Below are 18,339 nucleotides of genomic sequence, written 5' to 3' on the forward strand. Positions count from 1 at the left end.
AAGGACGGCGTGAATCATAACATGCTGGTATTGCTCAACAACTTTTGGATCAGGCTCTAATGCGAGCAATAATCAGCAGTAGGATCTTTTCGCCTACGCGCCAACAGATACGATAATGGTGACCGACGGGCCAGCATCCAAATCGATATGAGAGGCAGCGTCCATGAAAGCTAAATTCGGCGCGCAGGCTGTGCCGCGCCATTGAATATAGTGCATAGCCCGCTTGCCTGCCTCCAACTTAGCAAGGTATTCCGGTGTCGAAGATGGCGCTGCGACGTCGGTGGGGGCACGTGGAACTGAGTGCGTTAAAGAAGCAGCTTCAAGAACACTTTGGCGACGGCCTCGTTCTAGTTGTTGGATCCGGACTGTCCTGCGCAGAGGGCGTTCCCGGTATGGGGGCGCTTGGGCATCACCTCGTGACCCATATCCCGGCCAGCTTATCTCCGGACGACACCAAGCTCTGGGAGGATATCCATCCTCTCATCGAAACTGACGGGCTGGAAGCCGCATTGCTGAAGCATGCGCCCACCGCATCCCTTGAGGCCGCCATCGTACAGAGCACCGGCGATTTCATCGCGGCCGCGGAGGCAAGCATCATCGCCGAGGTCTTCAATAACACGAGGACGCTGAGGCTGACCAAGCTTGTCCCACACCTGCTGAAGCCAGGCACAGGCATACCGATCGTGACGACAAACTACGATCGTCTCGTGGAGTTGGCCTGCGAGGAAGCTGGGCTCGGCGTCGATACGATGTTTTGTGGCCATTTCGCAGCTCGCCTCGATCCCGAAGACAGCTACTGGAGCTTCTGCCGGCACGTGAAACTGGTGGGCAAAAACGTACGCTACAAATTCGCCTCAAAGGCCAATGTTTTCAAGCCTCATGGCAGCCTGGACTGGTATCATCGCGAGGGCAATCCAGTCCGTTATGCGGGAACATTGCCGCTGCCACGTCTTATCATCACGCCAGGGCTAAACAAATTCCGCAGCGGCTATGAGAGCCCGTTCGACAAGCATCGCGAAAAAGCGAACGACGCCATCGACAAAGCACGTCGATTCTTCATCATCGGCTACGGTTTCAACGATGATCATTTGGAAACCCATCTCACGCCACGAATCAAATCAGGCGTGAAGACAGTGATCCTTACCTATGCGCTGTCACCCAAGGCTCGAGGAATAGCGCTAGAAAACAAGAATGTGATCGCGGCGGAACGCCATGAGGAAAGCGGGGCCGCAGGCACGCGCTTCATCGTGGATGGAACGGAGATATTCCACCCTGGGATCGACTACTGGGACCTTGATGGATTTGTGAAGGGAGTTCTATCGGTATGACTGGCCCGGCGCTTGAGTTCACAGAGAACGATCAGATCGGGCGCGTAGCCGGTGTCGATACCAGTCGCGTGTCTATAGACGTGACCAATTCCGAAATGCTGACGCGCGTCGGAATCGGGCAGCTCATCGCCATCAAAGGAGCAACACAAGCGGAATTCTTGATCGGGATGACCGACCGGGTCACCCGCTCGCTACGCGAAGAGCTTCCCGATCCTGAAGGTGGCGAGTTCGGCGCGCTGACCGTCTCCCCCGCGGACCACATGCAGGCCTTCGTCATAGGCACCTATCGAACGGTCGATGGTGACAAGACCGACTCATTTAAGCGCGGCGCAGACAGTTTTCCGCAGATTGATCGGGATTGCTTCGTAATCGAAGGCGGCAATCTTCAGCGCTTCATGGGGATCTTGGGAGCCGGGTTCTCCGCAGAAGAACGGTTGAAGCTCGGCACTTTTGTTGCGGATCGCAGCGCCGAAGCGATCGCAAGTGGTGATCGCTTCTTCCAACGCCACGCCGCGATCCTCGGTAGCACCGGCTCCGGCAAGAGCTGGGCTGTAGCCCTCATCCTAGAGCGGGCGGCCAAGTTGAAATTCCCCAACATCGTAGTTTTTGACATGCACGGGGAATACGAACCACTTACGAACAAGGCCGGAGGCGGCTTCGCCCAGCGCTTCCGCATCGCTGGTCCTGGTGACCTCGCAGATCCCAAAGACGACGTGCTGTTCCTGCCTTATTGGCTTCTGAACCGTGATGAAATGCTGTCGATGATCTTAGATCGTAGCGATCAGAACGCGCCCAATCAGGCCTCCCGCTTCACGCTTCATGTCCGCGACCTCAAGGGTGCCACCCTGGATTCTTCAGGAAAAGCCAAGGTCAAAGAAACCTTTACGGTCGATTCGCCCATACCCTATGCCGTCAAGGATTTGGTGTCGCGGTTGAAAACCGACAACACCACAAAGGGGGTCGGTAAAACCGGGCCCGTCAAGGGAGAATGGGAAGATAAGCTAACTCGCTTCATCTCCCGGCTGGAAGCGAAGCTCGACGATCGCCGCTATGGCTTCATGTTCTCGCCACCCGCTGAGGCGCTAGAATATGGATGGCTCGCAAAACAAATCGTGAAACTGCTTCGGGCAGATTCTGGCAATGGCATTAAGATAATCGATTTCTCCGAGGTGCCTGCCGACGTTCTTCCTGTCGTTACCGGCACGCTTGCCCGCCTGCTCTACGACGTCCAGTTCTGGATGAGCGCAGAGTCGCGCACGCCAATCACCCTGCTGTGTGACGAAGCGCACCTCTATCTTCCGGTGAAGGATGATGCCGACGCCGTACAGCGGCAAGCGCTATGGTCGTTTGAGCGCATCGCCAAGGAAGGCCGAAAGTACGGTTTCTCGTTGCTTGTCGTGAGCCAGCGCCCCTCCGACGTGAGCCGCACTATCCTTTCCCAGTGCAACAACTTCCTCGCTCTCCGGCTAACGAACGACAGCGATCAGAATGTGATCAAACGCTTGATGCCTGACTCCCTTGTCGGCCTCACAGCGATGCTCCCGCTCCTCGACACCGGCGAAGCGCTCCTACTCGGCGATGCAGTCTTGCTCCCCACGCGGATTAAGCTCGATCAGCCGCAGGTGAAACCCGACAGCGCCACAAGGGACTTCTGGAAGGAATGGGGCACCCTACAACCCGACGAAAAGTTGCTTGAGGCAGCGGTCGAATGCCTTCGAAGCCAGGCGCGATCGAGCTGAATTATGCCCAGCCAGTCAACACAAGGCGATCTTCTGGCTCATAGCCTGTCATCACCAATGAAAATGGCAGACGTTGTTCTGCTGCCGAATGCAAATGATCCCATGATTACCGACGATTTGCTGTCTGCCGACATTGGCCGCTTTGAGGCAATCGTTGGGAATTCGGCTCAACGGCGACAGCCGCTGTGCTTCTCGACCGATGCCCCTCAGATTGCACGTTGGGCTGGCGACTATCTGGTAATGATTTCGCCCATCGCCACTGGGCTCATTGCAGCAGCCGGAACGTGGTTCGCATCCAAAGCAGGAAGGAAGGTTCGGTTAAGGGTGGGCGACGTTGAAGCGGAAGCGTCCACCATTGAGGAGGTGCAAGCACTCGTCGAGCGTGGCTTTGAGCTGAAGGCAAATTCGGCCACGACACCGTGAAGCTGAGTACGAGTTGACCAACCAAAGGTTGCAGCCAACACAACGTTATTGATCGGTCACCCACTTCTCGGGATGACCCTGCCGACCCCGCCAGCACGATGCCCTGCAATAGTCTGGTTCGTGTCTCACGCGAGTCAATGATCTGCAGTAGCAGCATCTCCGTCACGCTCGTTGGCGAATTCCACAGGCGGGACCGAAGGGCCCGTAGCTCCTCCTGAATCGTCACTAGCGTGCGTGATCCGCTCACCACACACTGTCGTAGCCATAGATATTGGGGTCAAACGCCCGCCAGCCCCATCATATAGGTGCAGCCTTCGGCGCCGAGGGCGTCGAGGTTTTGAGACAACCGCAAAAATGACTGGAGCATGGGGAGTGTATGCGCTACATTCTATCCCTACGAGGCTGTCTCATTTGCCGGGCTATCAGTGATCGGAGGGAGGCAGCGTGTGTATCAAATGCCCTTAACGGTCATTGAGGTCTGAAATGATGAAAATTACTGGGCGGAGCGCATGTACATACACACTGAGACAGAGAAACACTTATATTTATGCCTGCCAATAAATTGACGATTTCAGGAAAACCCCGGCGGGCTCGTCTCGCCGGGTTTCTTCTTGCCCGCGCGCCATTCATTTTTGCGTCATTCCGCGCTAAGGGCCGCGCCATGCAGAATGGCTGTGCTTCCCTGACCCCCTCCGGCGATAGCGCCGGCCGCGCGAATATATGCGTGGCGGCGCTCTATCAGTTCACCCGCTTCGCGGATTTCGCCGCGCTGCGCGCGCCGCTCCTGGCGCTCTGCGAGGAGGAGGGCATCAAGGGCACCCTGCTGCTCGCGGCGGAAGGCATCAACGGCACGATCGCCGGCAGCCATGAAGGCATCGGACGCGTGCTCGCCCATGTGCGGGCCCTGCCGGGCTGCGCCGATGTGGACGTGAAGCTCTCCGGCGCGGAAGACATGCCGTTCCACCGCATGAAAGTCCGCCTCAAGCGCGAGATCGTGACGATGGGCCAGCCCGACGTCGACCCGCTCTTGGTGGTCGGCACATATGTCGAGCCGCAGGACTGGAACGCGCTGATCTCCGATCCCGATACGATCGTGATCGATACCCGCAACGATTACGAAGTGGCAGTCGGTACGTTCGCGGGCGCGATCGACCCGCGCACCGCGACTTTCCGCGACTTTCCCGAGTGGTTCCGCACCGAGCGCGAGAAACTGCTGGCGGCACGGGGCGAGGGCGGCAAGGCGCCGAAAGTCGCGATGTTCTGCACCGGCGGGATTCGCTGCGAGAAGTCCACCGCCTTCCTCAAGCAGGAAGGCGTGGAGGACGTCTTCCACCTCAAGGGCGGCATCCTCAAGTATCTGGAGACGGTGCCCGAGGCAGAGAGCCTGTGGGAGGGCGAATGCTTCGTGTTCGACCAGCGCGTCACCATCGGTCATGGGCTGGTTCAGGGCAGCCATGCGCTGTGCCACGCCTGCCGCCGCCCGGTAAACGCCGAAGACCAGGCCTCGCCCCTCTACGAGGAAGGCGTCAGCTGCCCGGCCTGCCATCACGAACGCAGCGACGAGCAGCGCGCCTCCTACCGCGAACGTCACCGCCAGGAAGGGCTCGCCGCCGAGCGCGGCGAACTTCACGTCGGCGCCGTGCGCAAGCCGGAGAACCTCGCCGCGACCGATGACGACTGATCCGATCCTCTACAGCTTCCGCCGCTGCCCCTACGCGATGCGGGCAAGGCTGGCCCTGCTGGTGAGCGGCACGACATGCGCACTGCGCGAGGTGAAGCTCTCCGCCAAACCCGCAGACATGCTGGAAGCCTCGCCCAAGGGCACGGTGCCGGTTCTGGTACTGCCGGACGGCACGGTGATCGACCAGAGCCTCGACATCATGCGCTGGGCCTTGGAGCGCAGAGATCCCGAAAACTGGCTCGCCCGCGAAGACACGGCGCTCATCGCGGCCAACGACGGCCCGTTCAAGCACGACCTCGATCGCTACAAATACCCCGAACGCCACGGCACCGACGCCGCGGTTCATCGCAGCAACGGCTTGGTTTTCCTGCGCCAACTGGAGGAACGCCTGAACGATAACGATCAGCTCTGCGGCCCCACGCGCGGCCTGACCGATATGGCGATCATGCCCTTCATCCGCCAGTTCGCCGCCACCGACCCCAACTGGTTCGCCGCCCAGCCCCTTCCGCGCCTGCAACGCTGGCTGGACGCCCATCTGGCATCGCCCCTTTTCACAAAGACAATGCTCCGCCTGCCGCCGTGGCAACCCGGAGACGATCCGATACGCTTCGCCGAGGCGGATTGCTGAAGATTTGGAATGTAGGGGAAATGGTGCCGCTTACGTGACTCGAACACGTGACCCCATCATTACGAATGATGTGCTCTACCAACTGAGCTAAAGCGGCTTGCCTTGATCGGTTCGGGTTCAATACCATACCGGGGCAGGGGGCGCCTTTACCGAGCGGCGCGAGATCGCGCAAGGGGCTTTGCACCCACTCGCGAGGATCTTTTTTGGATTTCTTGTCCGTCATAAGCCGAAGCGGAGTTTGATCGCGCGATATCGCTCCAGCAGCAGCGCGGCGCGCTCGTCCGGCGTGACTTTCGCGGTCGTTGGCAGCAAGTGTTCCGGCAGGTCGGCAGCTTTCACCAGATGCGTGCGGAAAGTCGCGGGCTGCTGGCTCATCAGGTTGCGGTAGGTGAGGTTGCCGTCGGAGCAGCCTTGCGTGTCCAGCCAGTTGTGGAGGCCGGGGTCCTGGTGGGCGAGAATCAGGCGCACCACGCTGTCGTCGTCCACTTTCGTGCGGGCGGGGGTATAGCTGACCGGGCGGTGGAGGAAGTCCATCGATCCCATCAGCGCGCCGCCCATGCCGAACAGCCAGAAGCCGGGATGCCAGTCCATCTCGACGATCAGCGCTTCGTCCGGTTCGAGGTGCCAGACCATGTGCGCGGCCATGCGCCCGCGCTTGGCGTCGCTGGCGTCGTTGGCGGCCTTGTCCGCCGGGAACATGTTGAGGCTGGCGGGATCGCAGACGCCGCGCGAGGTGAGCCAGGCGTGTTCGGGCCAGTCGCGCATCAGGCCGGTGACGAAATTTCCGGCCCAGCCCATCGCTTCGGTCATCCGCGTGGGTGAGGGCAGTGGGCGGGGCGTGGCCATGCCGATCCGCTCGATCGAGAGCGTGGTGGGCGTTTCGCCGAAAGCGTCGAAGGCCTCCCGGATGAACAGCTTTCGTGATCCGGGTGTGGTGGGCAGCCAGTTCTTTTCCTGCGGAGGGCCGCCGATGATCACTTCGAAGCGGCCATCGGCATCGGCTTCGATCTGGTGACCGAACAGGTTGGCCTCTGGAATGTCGCCGAAGGGTTCGTGCAGGCTGGGCCAGTCGGTGCCGGGGATCTTGTCCGGGCGCGGGCCCTGGACTGTCACGTTCAGCCAGCGCGCGGTGCCGCGGCGGCCGCTGAGGCGGTAGACGTGATCGCCGGAAATCCATGCCTGCCGATAAGTGAAGTCGGCCAAGTCGCCGCCGAGTTTCATGGTCGGCGTGGTGAACCGGTGGATCTGCGGAAAAGCCGGATCGCGGGTTTCGAGGGCAAGGTCGAAGGCCTGCCCCAGATTCTGCGTCAGGAACCGGAAGGCATCGGCGCGCTGGAGCGGGTTGGCCGGATTGGCGTCCTTGAAGGCGGACATGCCGGCGTGCTTCAACTGTTCGCAGAACGTGTCCCACGCCGTCTTGAGTGCTGCGTCGTCGGTTCCATCGCCGAATGCCATCGTGTCAGGCTCCTAGCCGGGTGAGAATGTCGGAAAGCGTGTGGGCGGCGCGGGTGCAGGCTAGTTCGGCGCCCTCCGCCTCTATGCGCTGGCCGACCAGTTCGAGGTCGAACAGGCCGGTGTAGCCGAGATCCAGCACATCACGCAGGATCGCCTCCAGTGGCACCGCGCCGTCTCCGGGAACGGCGCGGCAGGGCGTGGTGCGGTCTCCGGGAACATGGTCGCTCACTTGCACGAGGCCGGCGAGGGGGAGGGCCTCGGCCAGCTTTTCGCGCAAGTCCGCCTCCACCCAGCAGGCGTGGAGATCGACGCAGAGGCCGATGCCCGCGAGCCGTGCGAGCCGCAGCGTATCGGGCAGCGTATGCGCGATGTGGATGTCCACCGTCAGCGGCGAGGCGTTCTCGACCAGTAGCGCGACGCCGCGGGCGGCGGCATGATCACGGCAAGGGGCGAGCAGTTCGGCGAAGCGCGTTGCCGCCTGTTCCCACGATAGTCTACCGCGCCCACCGGTGATGAGGTAGATCGATGGCGCGCCAAGCTCTGCGGCCATGTCGATCACTCGGATCAGATCGCGTGCGGCAATCCCGCTGTCTCGCTCAAGGTCGGGGTGGAGCGCGAAGGGATGGTTGATGCAGCCCACGGCGATCCGGCCATGCTGCACTGCCTCACGTGCACCATCTCGTTCGTTCGCCTGTAAGAGTCGCGGAGAAACCAGCGTGGCATGCTGCACCCCGATATCACAGCAAAACTGGAGGAAGGGGCCGGTCTCCCGGTCCACCATCGCCACTTGATGGAGGCTGACGCGCGGGTGCATCAGCGCTGTTCGATCTCTACGCCGAAGCGTTCCCGAAACGGCGCGAACTCTGCGTTCAGAGCATCGATGTCGTAACCGGCATCGACCAGCACTTGTGTCGAGTAGTGGAACTTGCCGTGGCGGTCGCCCTTGTTTTCCGCCAGATAGCGCTGCATTGCCGCTTCCGCTTCGGGCGTGAAGGGGCGGCCCGCGAAATTGTAGTAATCGCGGATCACGCCGATCGGATCGGCCACGAAGTCGCGATAGCGCACGTGGTGGATGCGCGGATCGTTCGCCAGCGGATGGGCCATCGTGTTGCCGATCGACCAGCGCACACGCTCCAGATGGGCGCGGGCTTCCTTCACCAGATCGATCTTGCCGACGATCCCGTCCATGATGTCCGCCATCATCATCGTCGAACTGGCCGCGACCATCACCGGATCGCGGTGGAGCCATACCAGCGAGGCGTCGGGATAGGCATCGAAGAAGGCGTCGAGCCGCGTGGTGTGAAAGCCCTTCAGCACCCAGTGGCGGCTGGGGCGGCTAAATTGCAGCGCCTGCAGCATGGCCTTGTGAATGCGGTACTGCGCAGGCGGATCGGTGGGCAGGCCGAAGGAGAGGTTCTGCATCGGCACGCGCCACCACGCCGTGGGGGTCATCACGCGAAAGTCGAAGGCCCAGGTGCGCTCGTCTTCGGGCAGACCTTGGCCCAGCATGTCGTTGTAGGGGTGGCAGAGCAGCCAGCGCGGCATCTTCACATTGATCTCGCGCCATTCGGCATCGGCGGTGGCGGTGCGGGGATCGGGGGCCTCCACCGTGCCCGGCGGCGGTGAGGGGTGCATGACCTCCCAGAACCGCAGCGCCCGCGCTCCGGGATCGACCGCGAGCAGCGCGTGCATCAGCGTCGTGCCCGAGCGGGGTTCGCCGCTAACGAACATGGGGCGGTCGATCGCTTCGTCGGCCAGCGGGAAGCGCTTGCGATCCTCGAAGAAGCGCAGGCGATCGGTCAGCAGCCAGAGCACGTTCTCCGCTGCCGCTGCGCGGCCTGCCGCGTCCATGGCGATGCCGTTGATGTGTTCCACCGCGAGGGCGAAGCGTTCGGGGAAGCCATCATCCGCCCAGTCGGAAACGCCGGTGATTTGCTGCGCTTCGAGAAGCAATTGCTGCGCGCTCAGGTCGGCCATGGTCAAGCCCCCACCAGACGGGCGATCTCGTCTTCGGTCTCGCGGACCTTGGCGGCGCTGGTGGCGGAGAACTTCATGCCGCCCATCGCGCCATATTCCATCAGCTTGTAGACGCGCATTCCGGCATCGGCGAAGCCCTTGATCTTGCGGGCGACCTCCTTCGGCGTGCCCACGGGCAGCACGTCGCGGATCGCCTGCGGGTCCATCTCGTCGCAGAATTTCAGCATTTTCTCGCGGCTGAGGCGCACGGGGTCGAAGTCCATGATGCCGCGCCAGTCCGTGCCCATCGGGTGTTCGTACCCGAACTGGGCAAGGTCCTTGGCGGTCATCATCAGGATGATCGATTTCACCATCGGCGCGCGCAGCATTTCGTCGATCTCGTCGGGCTCGCCGATCAGGCACATCTGGGTGAGAGCGGGGGTGAAGTGGCTCATGTCGCGCCCGGCGGCATCGCCCGCGTCGAGGATGACCTTCAGCTTCGCCGCATAGTCCTCCGGCGTCCACGAACCCGCCGGCCACCAGCCATCCGCCTCGCGCCCGGTGATGGACAGCATGCGGGGGCCTGCCGCGCCCAACCAGATCGGCGGCGCCTTGCCCTCGTAGAACTCGGTGTCCATCCGCGCATGGTGGAGGTGGAAGAACTGCCCTTCGAAATCGACCGGGCCGTCGGCATGCCACAGCAGCTTGATGACCTTGATCGATTCTTCCAGCCGCCCCACCGGCTTGTCGAAATCGAACCCGTAAGGAACCGTGTTTTCCAGCTCGCCCGAACCGAGGCCGAGGATGAAGCGGCCTTGCGACAAGTGGCTGATCGTCAGCGCCGTCTGCGCCAGCAGCGATGGATGGCGGCGCACGGTGTCGACCACGGTGGTCGCCAGCGGGGTGTTCTTCGTCAGCACTGCCGTCGCCGCCGCCACCGCCAGACCGTCGAGATGACGGTGCGGGCTGGGCGATGCTTTGGCGAGATCGGTGAATTCTGGCGTCCAGATCGAATCGGGCCAGAAGCTGACCATGTGATCGGGCAGCCAGATCGAGTGATAGCGGCCCGAATCGTAATCCTGCGCCATATCGATGCCGAGCGGTAGGGTGGTTCGCAGGAAGGCTGCGGGCTGCACATTCATAGGGCCATCCTCTCACGCAGCGTCCGCCGATCGTTGGGGTGATGGTTCGGCGCCGCTCGTTGTTTCTGGATGCGGTTGTGGGTTAGCCCTCGGCCGAGGCAAATTCCCATTTGGGGATCACGGAAATGCTGCAAGGGGAGGACGCGGCGCTCTTGGTGCCGCTGATCGAGGGACTGGTGGAAGACCCGCCCTGGCGGCGCTTCCTCGATGCCCTGCGCGCGCGGGTTGCGGCGGATTATGCCAGCCTCGTGTTCCGCCCCCTGCCGCTGGGCACGCCGGAGGCGCGGGTGATCCACCTCTATTCCGGCCAGCCCTCGCCCCCGCCGGTTTCGCGGCTCTATCGTGAGAGCCTCTACTTGCGCGATCCGATGCCCTATCACGCCATGCAGGAGGGGCGCAGCCACGCGCTGCACGAATTGCTGCGCTTCGGCGATCCGCGGCACGACGCCTATCTCGATCAATTGCTCGCGCCCTCCGGCATGAACCACATGCGCATGATCCGTTTCGCCGAGCCGGGCGGGGTGAATGGCTGGATCACGATCACCCGGCGCGACGACGAGTTCGCGGCGGATGTCGATGGCCTGCTCGAAGACCTGGCCCCCCATCTGCGCGCGGCGCTCGGCAGCTTCGTGGCGCTGGAGCGTGAGCGGATGGGCGCGGAGATCGAGCGCGAGGCCGTGCGGCGGATGAACTTCGGTTGGGTGACGCTCGACGGTGAGGGCAGGGTGCTCGATGCCGATCCGCTGGGCACGCGGATGCTGGCAGGCTCGACCGGACTCATGCGAACCCGCGATGGCCGGCTGAGCGCGCATGAAACGAAGCTGCGGCGGCAGCTTTCCGAAGCGATCGGGGAACTCGCGCGCGATCCCGATGCCCGGCCGCGTGCGCTGGTGCTGTGCCGGGAGCCGTGGCTGGACTTGCTGCTGGTCCCCTCCGGCCGGCGGATGGGGACGACGCGGGCGGCGCCGGCGGTGCTTTGCTACCTCCACGCCGATCACTGGTCTTCCGCCGACCGCTGCGGGCAGCTCGCTCAGCTGTTCGACCTTACTGCTAGCGAGGCGCGGCTGGCGCTGGCTCTCAGTCGCGGGCTGTCGATTGCCGAGGCGGGGCCGGAAGTTGGGCTGACGGTGGAATCGGCGCGGACCTATTCCAAGCGGATCTACGCCAAGACCGGGGCGCGGGGGCAGGCGGACTTGGTGCGGTTTATCCATCGCAGTGTGCTGGCGATTGCCTGAACCCATCTGATCATTTCGTCCAGTTGGATACATTCCCGCCACCTCGTGCAGGCGATTTGAACACTAGTTCAGCATTTCCCGTTGACTTCACCCTCGCCACGCTCCAGCCAATGGATACGAAAGCGGCCGCAAGGCGCCGCGCGGGTGAAGTGGAGAAGGCATGTCGGGCCAGCTTGCAGGAAAGGTCGCGCTCGTTACTGGCGCGTCGTCGGGGATCGGGGAGGCGGCGGCCTTGTGCCTTGCCGAAGCGGGCGCGACGGTGGTCGTCTGCGCGCGCCGGGCGGAGCGGCTCTCGGGGCTTGTGGAGCAGATCGAGGCGGCGGGCGGCAAGGCGCTGGCAATTCCGGGCGACATGACCGTGGAGGACGATGCGCGTGGGGCTGTGGCGCAGACCGTCGCGGCATTCGGGCGGATCGACATTCTGATCAACTCGGCCGGGATCATGGAAGCGGGCGGGATCGAGAACTGCGATACCGCGATCTATCGCCGGGTGATCGACATCAATCTGATGGGCACCGTCTACACCAGTGCCGCCGCCGTGCCGCACATGCTGGAGCAGGGCGGGGGCGATATCATCACCATCTCCTCGCTCGCGGGGCGCAAGGGCGGTCCGATGACCAGCGCCTATTCGGCCAGCAAGCACGCGGTCAACATGATGACTGACGGGATGCGGCAGGAACTGGGCGGCAAGAACATCCGCGTCACTACGCTGATGCCCGGCGCGACCGAGACCGAGGTGGCGGATTCGATTTCCGACCCGCAGTGGCGCACCGCGATCAAGGCCCATGTCAGCAAGGAAGGCGCGGTGAAGCCGCGCGATATCGGTGAGGCCATCGTCTTCATCCTCGCCATGCCGCGCCGGACGAACATCTCCGAAATTTCGATCCGTCCGACCATCGACACGAGCGCGTGAGGGGAACGATCATGGGAAGGCTTAAGGGAAAAGTCTGCATCGTCACCGGCGCGGGTTCGGGAATGGGCCGGGCGATGGCCGAACTGTTCCATGCCGAGGGCGCGCGGCTGGTGCTGGCCGATATCTCCGGCAAGCAGGACGAAGTGGCGGCATCGCTCGGCGGCGATACGGTCGGCGTGCAGTGCGACGTCTCCGACGAGGCGCAAGTACAGGCGATGATCGCTACGGCGGAGGACCGCTTCGGGCGGCTCGACGTGCTGTGCAACAATGCCGGGTTCGGCGGGCCGATGGCGCCGCTGCACACGCAGTCGCTGGAAACGTGGGATCGCGTCCACGCTACCAACTTGCGCGGCGCGTTTCTGGGCATGAAGTACGGCATTATCTCCATGCTCAAGACCGGCGGCGGGGCGATCGTGAATACGACTTCGGCCTCGGGCGTGATCGGCTGGAAGCACCATTCGGTCTACGGCGCGGCCAAGGCCGGGGTGAACCAGCTGACCAAGGTGGCGGCGCTCGACTATTCGGATCAGGGCATCCGGGTGAACGCCATCGCGCCGGGCACGATGTGGACAGGGCTGGTCGAAGCCTCCCGCACCCATGCCGAGCCGCCGGCCGAGTTCCCGGTGCTGGCGGGGATTCCGATGGGGCGCTGGGGACTGGCGAAGGATATCGCGCAGGCCGCGCTCTATCTGGCGAGCGACGAGGCGGCTTACGTGACCGGCGTGGTCCTGCCGGTGGACGGCGGCTATTCGATCGGCTTTTCGGGGATGGGGGCGGAGCGGCCGGGCATCGTCAGCGCCGGATAGAACTGCGCGGCTGGCGCTGCGGCGACCACCGGAACGAGTACTGAGGCGCGGCGCCGGTCCATCGCAGTTCGCCAGACCTCGGCGAGGAGGTCACCCCCTTGGCGATAATTTCCCCCCCGGGATTATCGCTCTGGGCGAAAATGGACCGGCGCCGCGATCCGGTCTGGGCCGGATCATGGAAAACCGAACAAAGCCGGCGGCAGTCGTCAGGGCTCCAGAAGCATAGGCTCCCGAGGATACTGGATCGGCCGCGAGGCCGGACTGCCGCCGAGTTAAGCGAAATCGCCTGCCGGGAAGGCCTGGCCGTGGGGTCGCGTCACGGGTCGGCCGGGTCTCGGCAGTGTCCGTGCCGGTTGCGTTGCCGCGGCCGATTCGAACAAGATCGTTATGTCAGCTTTCCGTCATGCCTGCCGTGAGGCAGATCACGCTTCATGACGAAAGGCCGCAGAGCGTTTGAACGCGCGTCCCGCCGATCTTGCCTGCCTTTCCCAAGCCGCCTAGCAACGCGCGCATGAATGCTCCCGAGATCGCGCAAGTAGACCCGTTCCACGCCATGGCCATCGGCCGCCTCGCCTATGAACTGGCGGGTGAGGGGCGCGATGTGATCCACATGGAATATGGCCAGCCCTCCACCGGGGCACCTGCCGCCGCGATCGCTGCCGCGCACAGGGTGCTCGACAGCGATCCGGGCGGCTACTGGGAAAGCACCGCGCTGCTCGAGCGCATCGCGCGGCATTACCGGGAAACTTACGGCGCGGAGGTCGATCGCGAACAGGTGATCCTGACGTGCGGCGCCTCTCCCGCTTTCGTGCTGGCGCTTTCCAGCCTTTTCGCGCCGGGTGCGCGGGTGGCGCTGGCCCGGCCGGGCTACGTCGCCTATCGCAATACGCTCAAGACCCTCTACCTCGAACCTGTCGAAATGGCCTGCGGCCCGGCCGAGCGCTATCAGGTCACCGCCGCCGCGCTGGACGCACTGGATCCGGCGCCGGACGGTCTGATCCTGGCCAGTCCCGCCAATCCCACCGGCACCGTGATCACGCCGGACGAACTGGCCGCCATCGCCGAAGTCTGCCGTCGCAAGAACATCCGGGTCGTTTCCGACGAGATCTACCACGGCCTCGTTTACGAGGGCGCGGCGCAGTCCACCTTGCAGCATCTGCCCGAAGCCGTGATCGTCAACAGCTTCTCCAAGTACTATTCCATGGCGGGCTGGCGGCTCGGGTGGCTGGTCGTGCCGCCCGAAGTGGTGGCACCGGCGCGGGCGCGGATGAACAACCTGTTCCTGACGCCTTCGGTGCTCGCCCAGCATGCCGGGCTGATCGCCATGGACGAAGTGGCGGAACTGGAAGGGCATGTGAAGAACTACGCCCGCAACCGCGAGTTGCTGCTGGCGGCGCTGCCCAGTCTCGGGCTCGACCGCATAGCCCCGCCGGACGGCGCGTTCTACCTCTATGCCGATATCGGGCACCTGACGAACGACAGCTTGGCCTTCTGCCAGCAATTGCTGCGCGATACCGGCGTGGCGACTGCGCCGGGCATCGACTTCGACCCGGTCGACGGTCACCGCTTCATCCGTTTCAGCTTTGCCGTTTCGACCGCGCTGGTGGAGGAAGCCATTGCGCGCATGGTGCCTTGGTTCGCCGCCAGAGTGTGAAGACCGGGCTTTGAGGGATCAGGAGGGGCAGACTCCGACCCTCGCGCCTCTTATCCGGCGTCTGTACCGTGTCTTGGTTTTAGCGGTTTCACCGACTATCGACACGGCGGTGTCCATCGTTTCGCCGTTTACCTTTCCGTGCAGATCGAAGCTGAGAGACCCCATTCCGATGCTGCAGGTCTTGCCGCCGGTCACTTTGCCCTTTCTCACGCGGATGGCCGAAAGCGTGCAGAGGCCTTCGTCTGACATGCCGATCGCGGCGCCGAGGAGCGCTTCAAGCGCCGTGTCCCGATATTCCGAGGCAATGCAGACGGTGTAGACCCTTCCGGGGAAGGGCTGAAAATTGCGATAGGGCGTCTCGCTGAAAGTGGCGGACTGATCGATCCGCCATAGGCCAGGTGCGACATGTGGCCGCCCTCCTGTTACTACGATCTCCGTGTCGGCGGGGTCCGGCGGAGCCGCAAGCACGATGGCGGCGGGACCGGCCGGTTGCTCCGGCGCGGAGGCCGCAGGATCCCATGGCGGCGGCCGGTAGGCAACGGAGGCGATCCGTTCGTCCAGACAGGCCTTGGCCGGAACGGGATCGCGAAAGCCGTCCCGGATGCAGGCATTGAGCACGGTGCAGACGAACCGGTCGATGTTGTCGTCGCCGCTGGAGATCACGGGATCGCAGCGTTTCATGTGCCTGCCCCAGAGCGCATAGTTCAGCCTGACCTTGCGGATCTTGCTGCCAAGCACGACGATATCCTCGCCCGAAGGAATGGCGGGGGATGAAGGGGCAGGGGCCTGTGCGAGGGAAACGGCTGAAGGTGCCGCGAAGGTCAGCGCTCCGGCAGCCAGGAAACGCGCTGCGCGATTTGCCGGGTGCCTCCCTCTCATGCTGCAAGGATATGCGGCTTCTTCAGGGCTGCAAGGGCTTTGCGGAGGTCCCGGCATCGGCCTTTCAGTGTTTTAACCGTAGGTCGGCGATGACGTCGCAAACATTGATCGCAGGGACGAAAGTAACGCGGTTGACCCGCGCGGCGGCCCGCCGCTTCCTTGTTGCAAGACAACGGGAGGGAAGCGATGGCGACGTTCGTGCTGGTCCATGGCGGCGGTCATGGCGGTTGGTGCTACAAGCCGGTGGCGCAATTGCTGCGCGGTATGGGGCATGAGGTCCACGCGCCTTCGCTGAGCGGCCTTGCCGACCGGGCACACCTGCTCAGCAGTGCCATCGATCTGGAGACGCATATCGATGACGTGGCGGGCCTCCTGGAATTCGAGGATCTGACGGAGGTCGTGCTGGTCGGTCACAGTTATGGCGGCATGGTCATCACCGGTGCGGCGGATCGCAAGCCGGGGCGGGTAGGCCACCGCGTCTATCTGGACGCGGCCTATCCGCGCGATGGCGAGTCTCTCTACGAGCATGCCTACGAACAGATTCACATGGCAAGACAGGGGTTGCAGGAAGTGGATGGCGTGTCCGTTGTCATGGCGCCGATGCCGGGCTTCGCGGCATTTTTCGGGGTAACCGATCCGCAGCTTGGTGCGTGGACCGATGCCAGGCTGACCGTGCAGCCGTGGAAATGCTTCGAGCAGAAGATCGTGCTGCAAAACGAATCCGCGATGAGGGCCATTCCCGAAAGCCATCTAATCTGCACTTCGACCATTCCCGGGCGCGATATGGCGCTTTTGCAATCCCGCTCGCAGGGGCGGGTGTGGGATATCGATACTGGCCATGACCTCATGCTGACCGAGCCCGCATGGGTGGCGGAGCGGTTGCATGCCATCGTTCAAACGTCTTGAACGGGTCGCCGAGACAATAAATTAAAGATAAGCTATTGAATTGTCGGATATGGCCGGAACAAGATTTAACCGCGAATAGCGTTTCACGATTGTTCGCGCCGCTGTAGCAAGCTGGGACGCGCCCCTTGTTCTGCTGGGTAGTGCGGATTGACAGTCCGCGCCGGTTGGGGACTTTGGCGCATATCAACCAGAAACACGGTGGCGAGTCCCTTGACCCAGATCGTATTCAGCAAGGAAGTATGGAGCGCGCGTCTGCGCGACTTCCTGCACGATTGCACGGGCAGCGCGCCCTCGGAAGAGCACGATCGCATTCGCGAGGCACTGCTGCTGTTCGTCGAAACGCCCGAACTTCGCGGCCGGGAAAGGCGCCCGTCCGGCGTGGATCCTATCCCTGTCGATCCGGCGGCGATCGAGGCCATGCTGGCCTGCGGGGCTACGGAGAGTGCGGTTCTGGCGCTGATCGGCCCGGACGATACTTTCATGCTGTCCCGCGGAATGAACGGCACGTGTCTGGCAACCCTGGTCATGGCCGACGGTTCCGAGGAAATGATCTGCGAGGCGGCCACGCTCTCCCTTGCCCTTCTGGCGGCCTATGTCTCGAAGCTCCTGACGGGCATGGAGCGCAAGGAAGACAAGGCACAGGTGACTTTGCCTTCGGGCGTCAGGCTGCACTGAGCGGCGAGGCTTTCGCAGGCCGGGCAATTCAATTCACCAATGCCGCTTCTATGGCGATGCGGATGGCGTCGGACGTGTGGTTCGCGCCCAGCTTGTTCAGCATGTTGGCGCGGTGGATTTCCACGGTGCGCGGGCTGATCGAGAGCCGTTCGCCGATGAGCCGGTTGGAAAGGCCGCTGGCGACGCCGCCCAGGACTTCGCGCTCGCGGCGTGTCAGGCGATCGATCCGGGCGCGGGCCATGACTTCGCGAAGCTTGCTGTTGCCGACATGCTCCGCTCGTTCGATGGCACGGGCCAGCGTGGCGTTCAGTTCATCGGCGGCGATGGGCCAGGCGATATAGTCGATCGCGCCGTCGAGAACGGCTTCGACGATGCGGTTCGCGCTGGGTTGCTCGCTGAAGGCGATGATCGGGAACCATTCGCCGTGATGTGCCATGTTGTCTATCAGATCGTCGATCGCGCCCGCCTCGTCGTGGATGAGGACCACGCCCGAACGCGGCCAGGCGCTGGACAGTTCGGTGATGTTCTCGAAAGGCTCGACGTGGATCTGTCCGGCCGAGAGGGCGTGACTGATCGCCGCGCGTCGTCGCAAGTCGTTGTCGATCAGGATGAGATTGGAAATCCGCTCCATACAGAATTCTCCCTCTTCGGCTTGTGCCTAGGGGGATATTCGCATGCGCGCCCCGATGCGCGCCCGACCTGCTCCGAAATCGAGCTATGCTTCGGATGTAACCCTGGAAGCGAGGGCTGGCGGGCGATTTCGGCAACCGAAACGGGAACAGTTGGCGCGACTTTTGATAGTGAGCGGCACCGGCCCACGCCCCCACCCGACCTCCCATTCAGTGTATCTTAGATGGGAGGTCGGGTGGGGGCGCCTGAAAGACCTAGGGGCCCGTGCCGCCAAAATCCGCTTGCGGCG

At 63.2% G+C, this 18,339-nt stretch carries 17 protein-coding genes and 1 tRNA gene; 11 read left to right on the forward strand and 7 right to left on the reverse strand.

Going from position 1 to position 18,339, the window contains the following annotated elements; genetic code table 11:
• Positions 1-290: 290 nt before the first annotated feature.
• From NTCA1_RS13715 to NTCA1_RS13735, 5 genes are all read left to right on the forward strand, one after another.
• Positions 291-1,328: an SIR2 family protein gene (locus NTCA1_RS13715; RefSeq protein ID WP_133084767.1), complete on the forward strand. Its 1,038-nt coding sequence runs from the start codon at positions 291-293 to the stop codon at positions 1,326-1,328.
• The gene (locus NTCA1_RS13720; protein ID WP_133084766.1) at positions 1,325-3,067 is read left to right on the forward strand and encodes an ATP-binding protein; all 1,743 of its coding nucleotides are present in this window, start codon (positions 1,325-1,327) and stop codon (positions 3,065-3,067) included. Before NTCA1_RS13715 ends, NTCA1_RS13720 begins: the two co-directional genes overlap by 4 nt.
• Before the next feature lie 3 nt (positions 3,068-3,070).
• A complete protein-coding gene (locus NTCA1_RS13725) occupies positions 3,071-3,490 on the forward strand; it encodes a hypothetical protein (protein ID WP_133084765.1) in 420 nt (139 codons plus the stop codon).
• A gap of 661 nt (positions 3,491-4,151) precedes the next feature.
• Complete coding sequence (locus tag NTCA1_RS13730; RefSeq protein ID WP_086493572.1) at positions 4,152-5,171, forward strand: rhodanese-related sulfurtransferase; 1,020 nt, start codon at positions 4,152-4,154, stop codon at positions 5,169-5,171.
• Complete coding sequence (locus tag NTCA1_RS13735; protein WP_159830917.1) at positions 5,161-5,799, forward strand: glutathione S-transferase; 639 nt, start codon at positions 5,161-5,163, stop codon at positions 5,797-5,799. The genes NTCA1_RS13730 and NTCA1_RS13735 overlap by 11 nt, the downstream gene beginning before the upstream one ends.
• A gap of 21 nt (positions 5,800-5,820) precedes the next feature.
• Here the strand turns inward: NTCA1_RS13735 and NTCA1_RS13740 are convergent.
• The 5 genes from NTCA1_RS13740 to NTCA1_RS13760 all read right to left on the reverse strand — a co-directional run bounded on the left by NTCA1_RS13740 (position 5,821) and on the right by NTCA1_RS13760 (position 10,352).
• A tRNA-Thr gene (locus tag NTCA1_RS13740) sits at positions 5,821-5,896 on the reverse strand.
• 122 nt (positions 5,897-6,018) lie between these two features.
• Positions 6,019-7,254, reverse strand: a complete 1,236-nt coding sequence (locus NTCA1_RS13745; protein WP_159830918.1) for a DUF1214 domain-containing protein — start codon at positions 7,252-7,254, stop codon at positions 6,019-6,021.
• Positions 7,255-7,258: 4 nt separating this feature from the next.
• Positions 7,259-8,068 (reverse strand): sugar phosphate isomerase/epimerase, encoded by an 810-nt coding sequence (locus NTCA1_RS13750; RefSeq protein WP_159830919.1) that lies wholly within the window; start codon positions 8,066-8,068, stop codon positions 7,259-7,261.
• Positions 8,068-9,231 (reverse strand): sulfotransferase, encoded by a 1,164-nt coding sequence (locus NTCA1_RS13755; protein WP_159830920.1) that lies wholly within the window; start codon positions 9,229-9,231, stop codon positions 8,068-8,070. The genes NTCA1_RS13750 and NTCA1_RS13755 overlap by 1 nt, the downstream gene beginning before the upstream one ends.
• 2 nt (positions 9,232-9,233) lie before the next feature.
• Positions 9,234-10,352: an LLM class flavin-dependent oxidoreductase gene (locus tag NTCA1_RS13760; RefSeq protein WP_159830921.1), complete on the reverse strand. Its 1,119-nt coding sequence runs from the start codon at positions 10,350-10,352 to the stop codon at positions 9,234-9,236.
• A gap of 125 nt (positions 10,353-10,477) precedes the next feature.
• Between NTCA1_RS13760 and NTCA1_RS13765 the strand changes: the two genes are divergently transcribed.
• From NTCA1_RS13765 to NTCA1_RS13780, 4 genes are all read left to right on the forward strand, one after another.
• Positions 10,478-11,587 (forward strand): helix-turn-helix transcriptional regulator, encoded by a 1,110-nt coding sequence (locus NTCA1_RS13765; protein WP_159830922.1) that lies wholly within the window; start codon positions 10,478-10,480, stop codon positions 11,585-11,587.
• Between the two features lie 160 nt (positions 11,588-11,747).
• Complete coding sequence (locus tag NTCA1_RS13770) at positions 11,748-12,500, forward strand: SDR family oxidoreductase (protein ID WP_159830923.1); 753 nt, start codon at positions 11,748-11,750, stop codon at positions 12,498-12,500.
• A gap of 11 nt (positions 12,501-12,511) precedes the next feature.
• On the forward strand, positions 12,512-13,306 hold the full coding sequence (locus NTCA1_RS13775; protein ID WP_159830924.1) for an SDR family NAD(P)-dependent oxidoreductase: 795 nt from the start codon (positions 12,512-12,514) through the stop codon (positions 13,304-13,306).
• A gap of 511 nt (positions 13,307-13,817) precedes the next feature.
• On the forward strand, positions 13,818-14,960 hold the full coding sequence (locus tag NTCA1_RS13780) for an aminotransferase class I/II-fold pyridoxal phosphate-dependent enzyme (RefSeq protein ID WP_159830925.1): 1,143 nt from the start codon (positions 13,818-13,820) through the stop codon (positions 14,958-14,960).
• A gap of 18 nt (positions 14,961-14,978) precedes the next feature.
• Here the strand turns inward: NTCA1_RS13780 and NTCA1_RS13785 are convergent, their stop codons facing one another.
• Positions 14,979-15,839: a hypothetical protein gene (locus tag NTCA1_RS13785; RefSeq protein ID WP_159830926.1), complete on the reverse strand. Its 861-nt coding sequence runs from the start codon at positions 15,837-15,839 to the stop codon at positions 14,979-14,981.
• A 186-nt stretch (positions 15,840-16,025) separates the two neighbouring features.
• Between NTCA1_RS13785 and NTCA1_RS13790 the strand changes: the two genes are divergently transcribed.
• Together NTCA1_RS13790 and NTCA1_RS13795 are read left to right on the forward strand one after the other, a co-directional pair.
• Entirely contained in the window at positions 16,026-16,745 is a 720-nt protein-coding gene (locus tag NTCA1_RS13790) for an alpha/beta fold hydrolase (protein ID WP_159830927.1), read from the forward strand.
• 210 nt (positions 16,746-16,955) lie between these two features.
• Positions 16,956-17,420, forward strand: a complete 465-nt coding sequence (locus tag NTCA1_RS13795) for a hypothetical protein (protein ID WP_086492862.1) — start codon at positions 16,956-16,958, stop codon at positions 17,418-17,420.
• Between the two features lie 28 nt (positions 17,421-17,448).
• On the opposite strand, the gene NTCA1_RS13800 is transcribed toward NTCA1_RS13795, so the two are convergent.
• Positions 17,449-18,051, reverse strand: a complete 603-nt coding sequence (locus NTCA1_RS13800; protein ID WP_086492863.1) for a response regulator transcription factor — start codon at positions 18,049-18,051, stop codon at positions 17,449-17,451.
• Between the last annotated feature and the right edge of the window lie 288 nt (positions 18,052-18,339).

This window comes from Novosphingobium sp. TCA1, from assembly GCF_009811895.1.
Lineage (GTDB): Bacteria > Pseudomonadota > Alphaproteobacteria > Sphingomonadales > Sphingomonadaceae > Novosphingobium > Novosphingobium panipatense_A.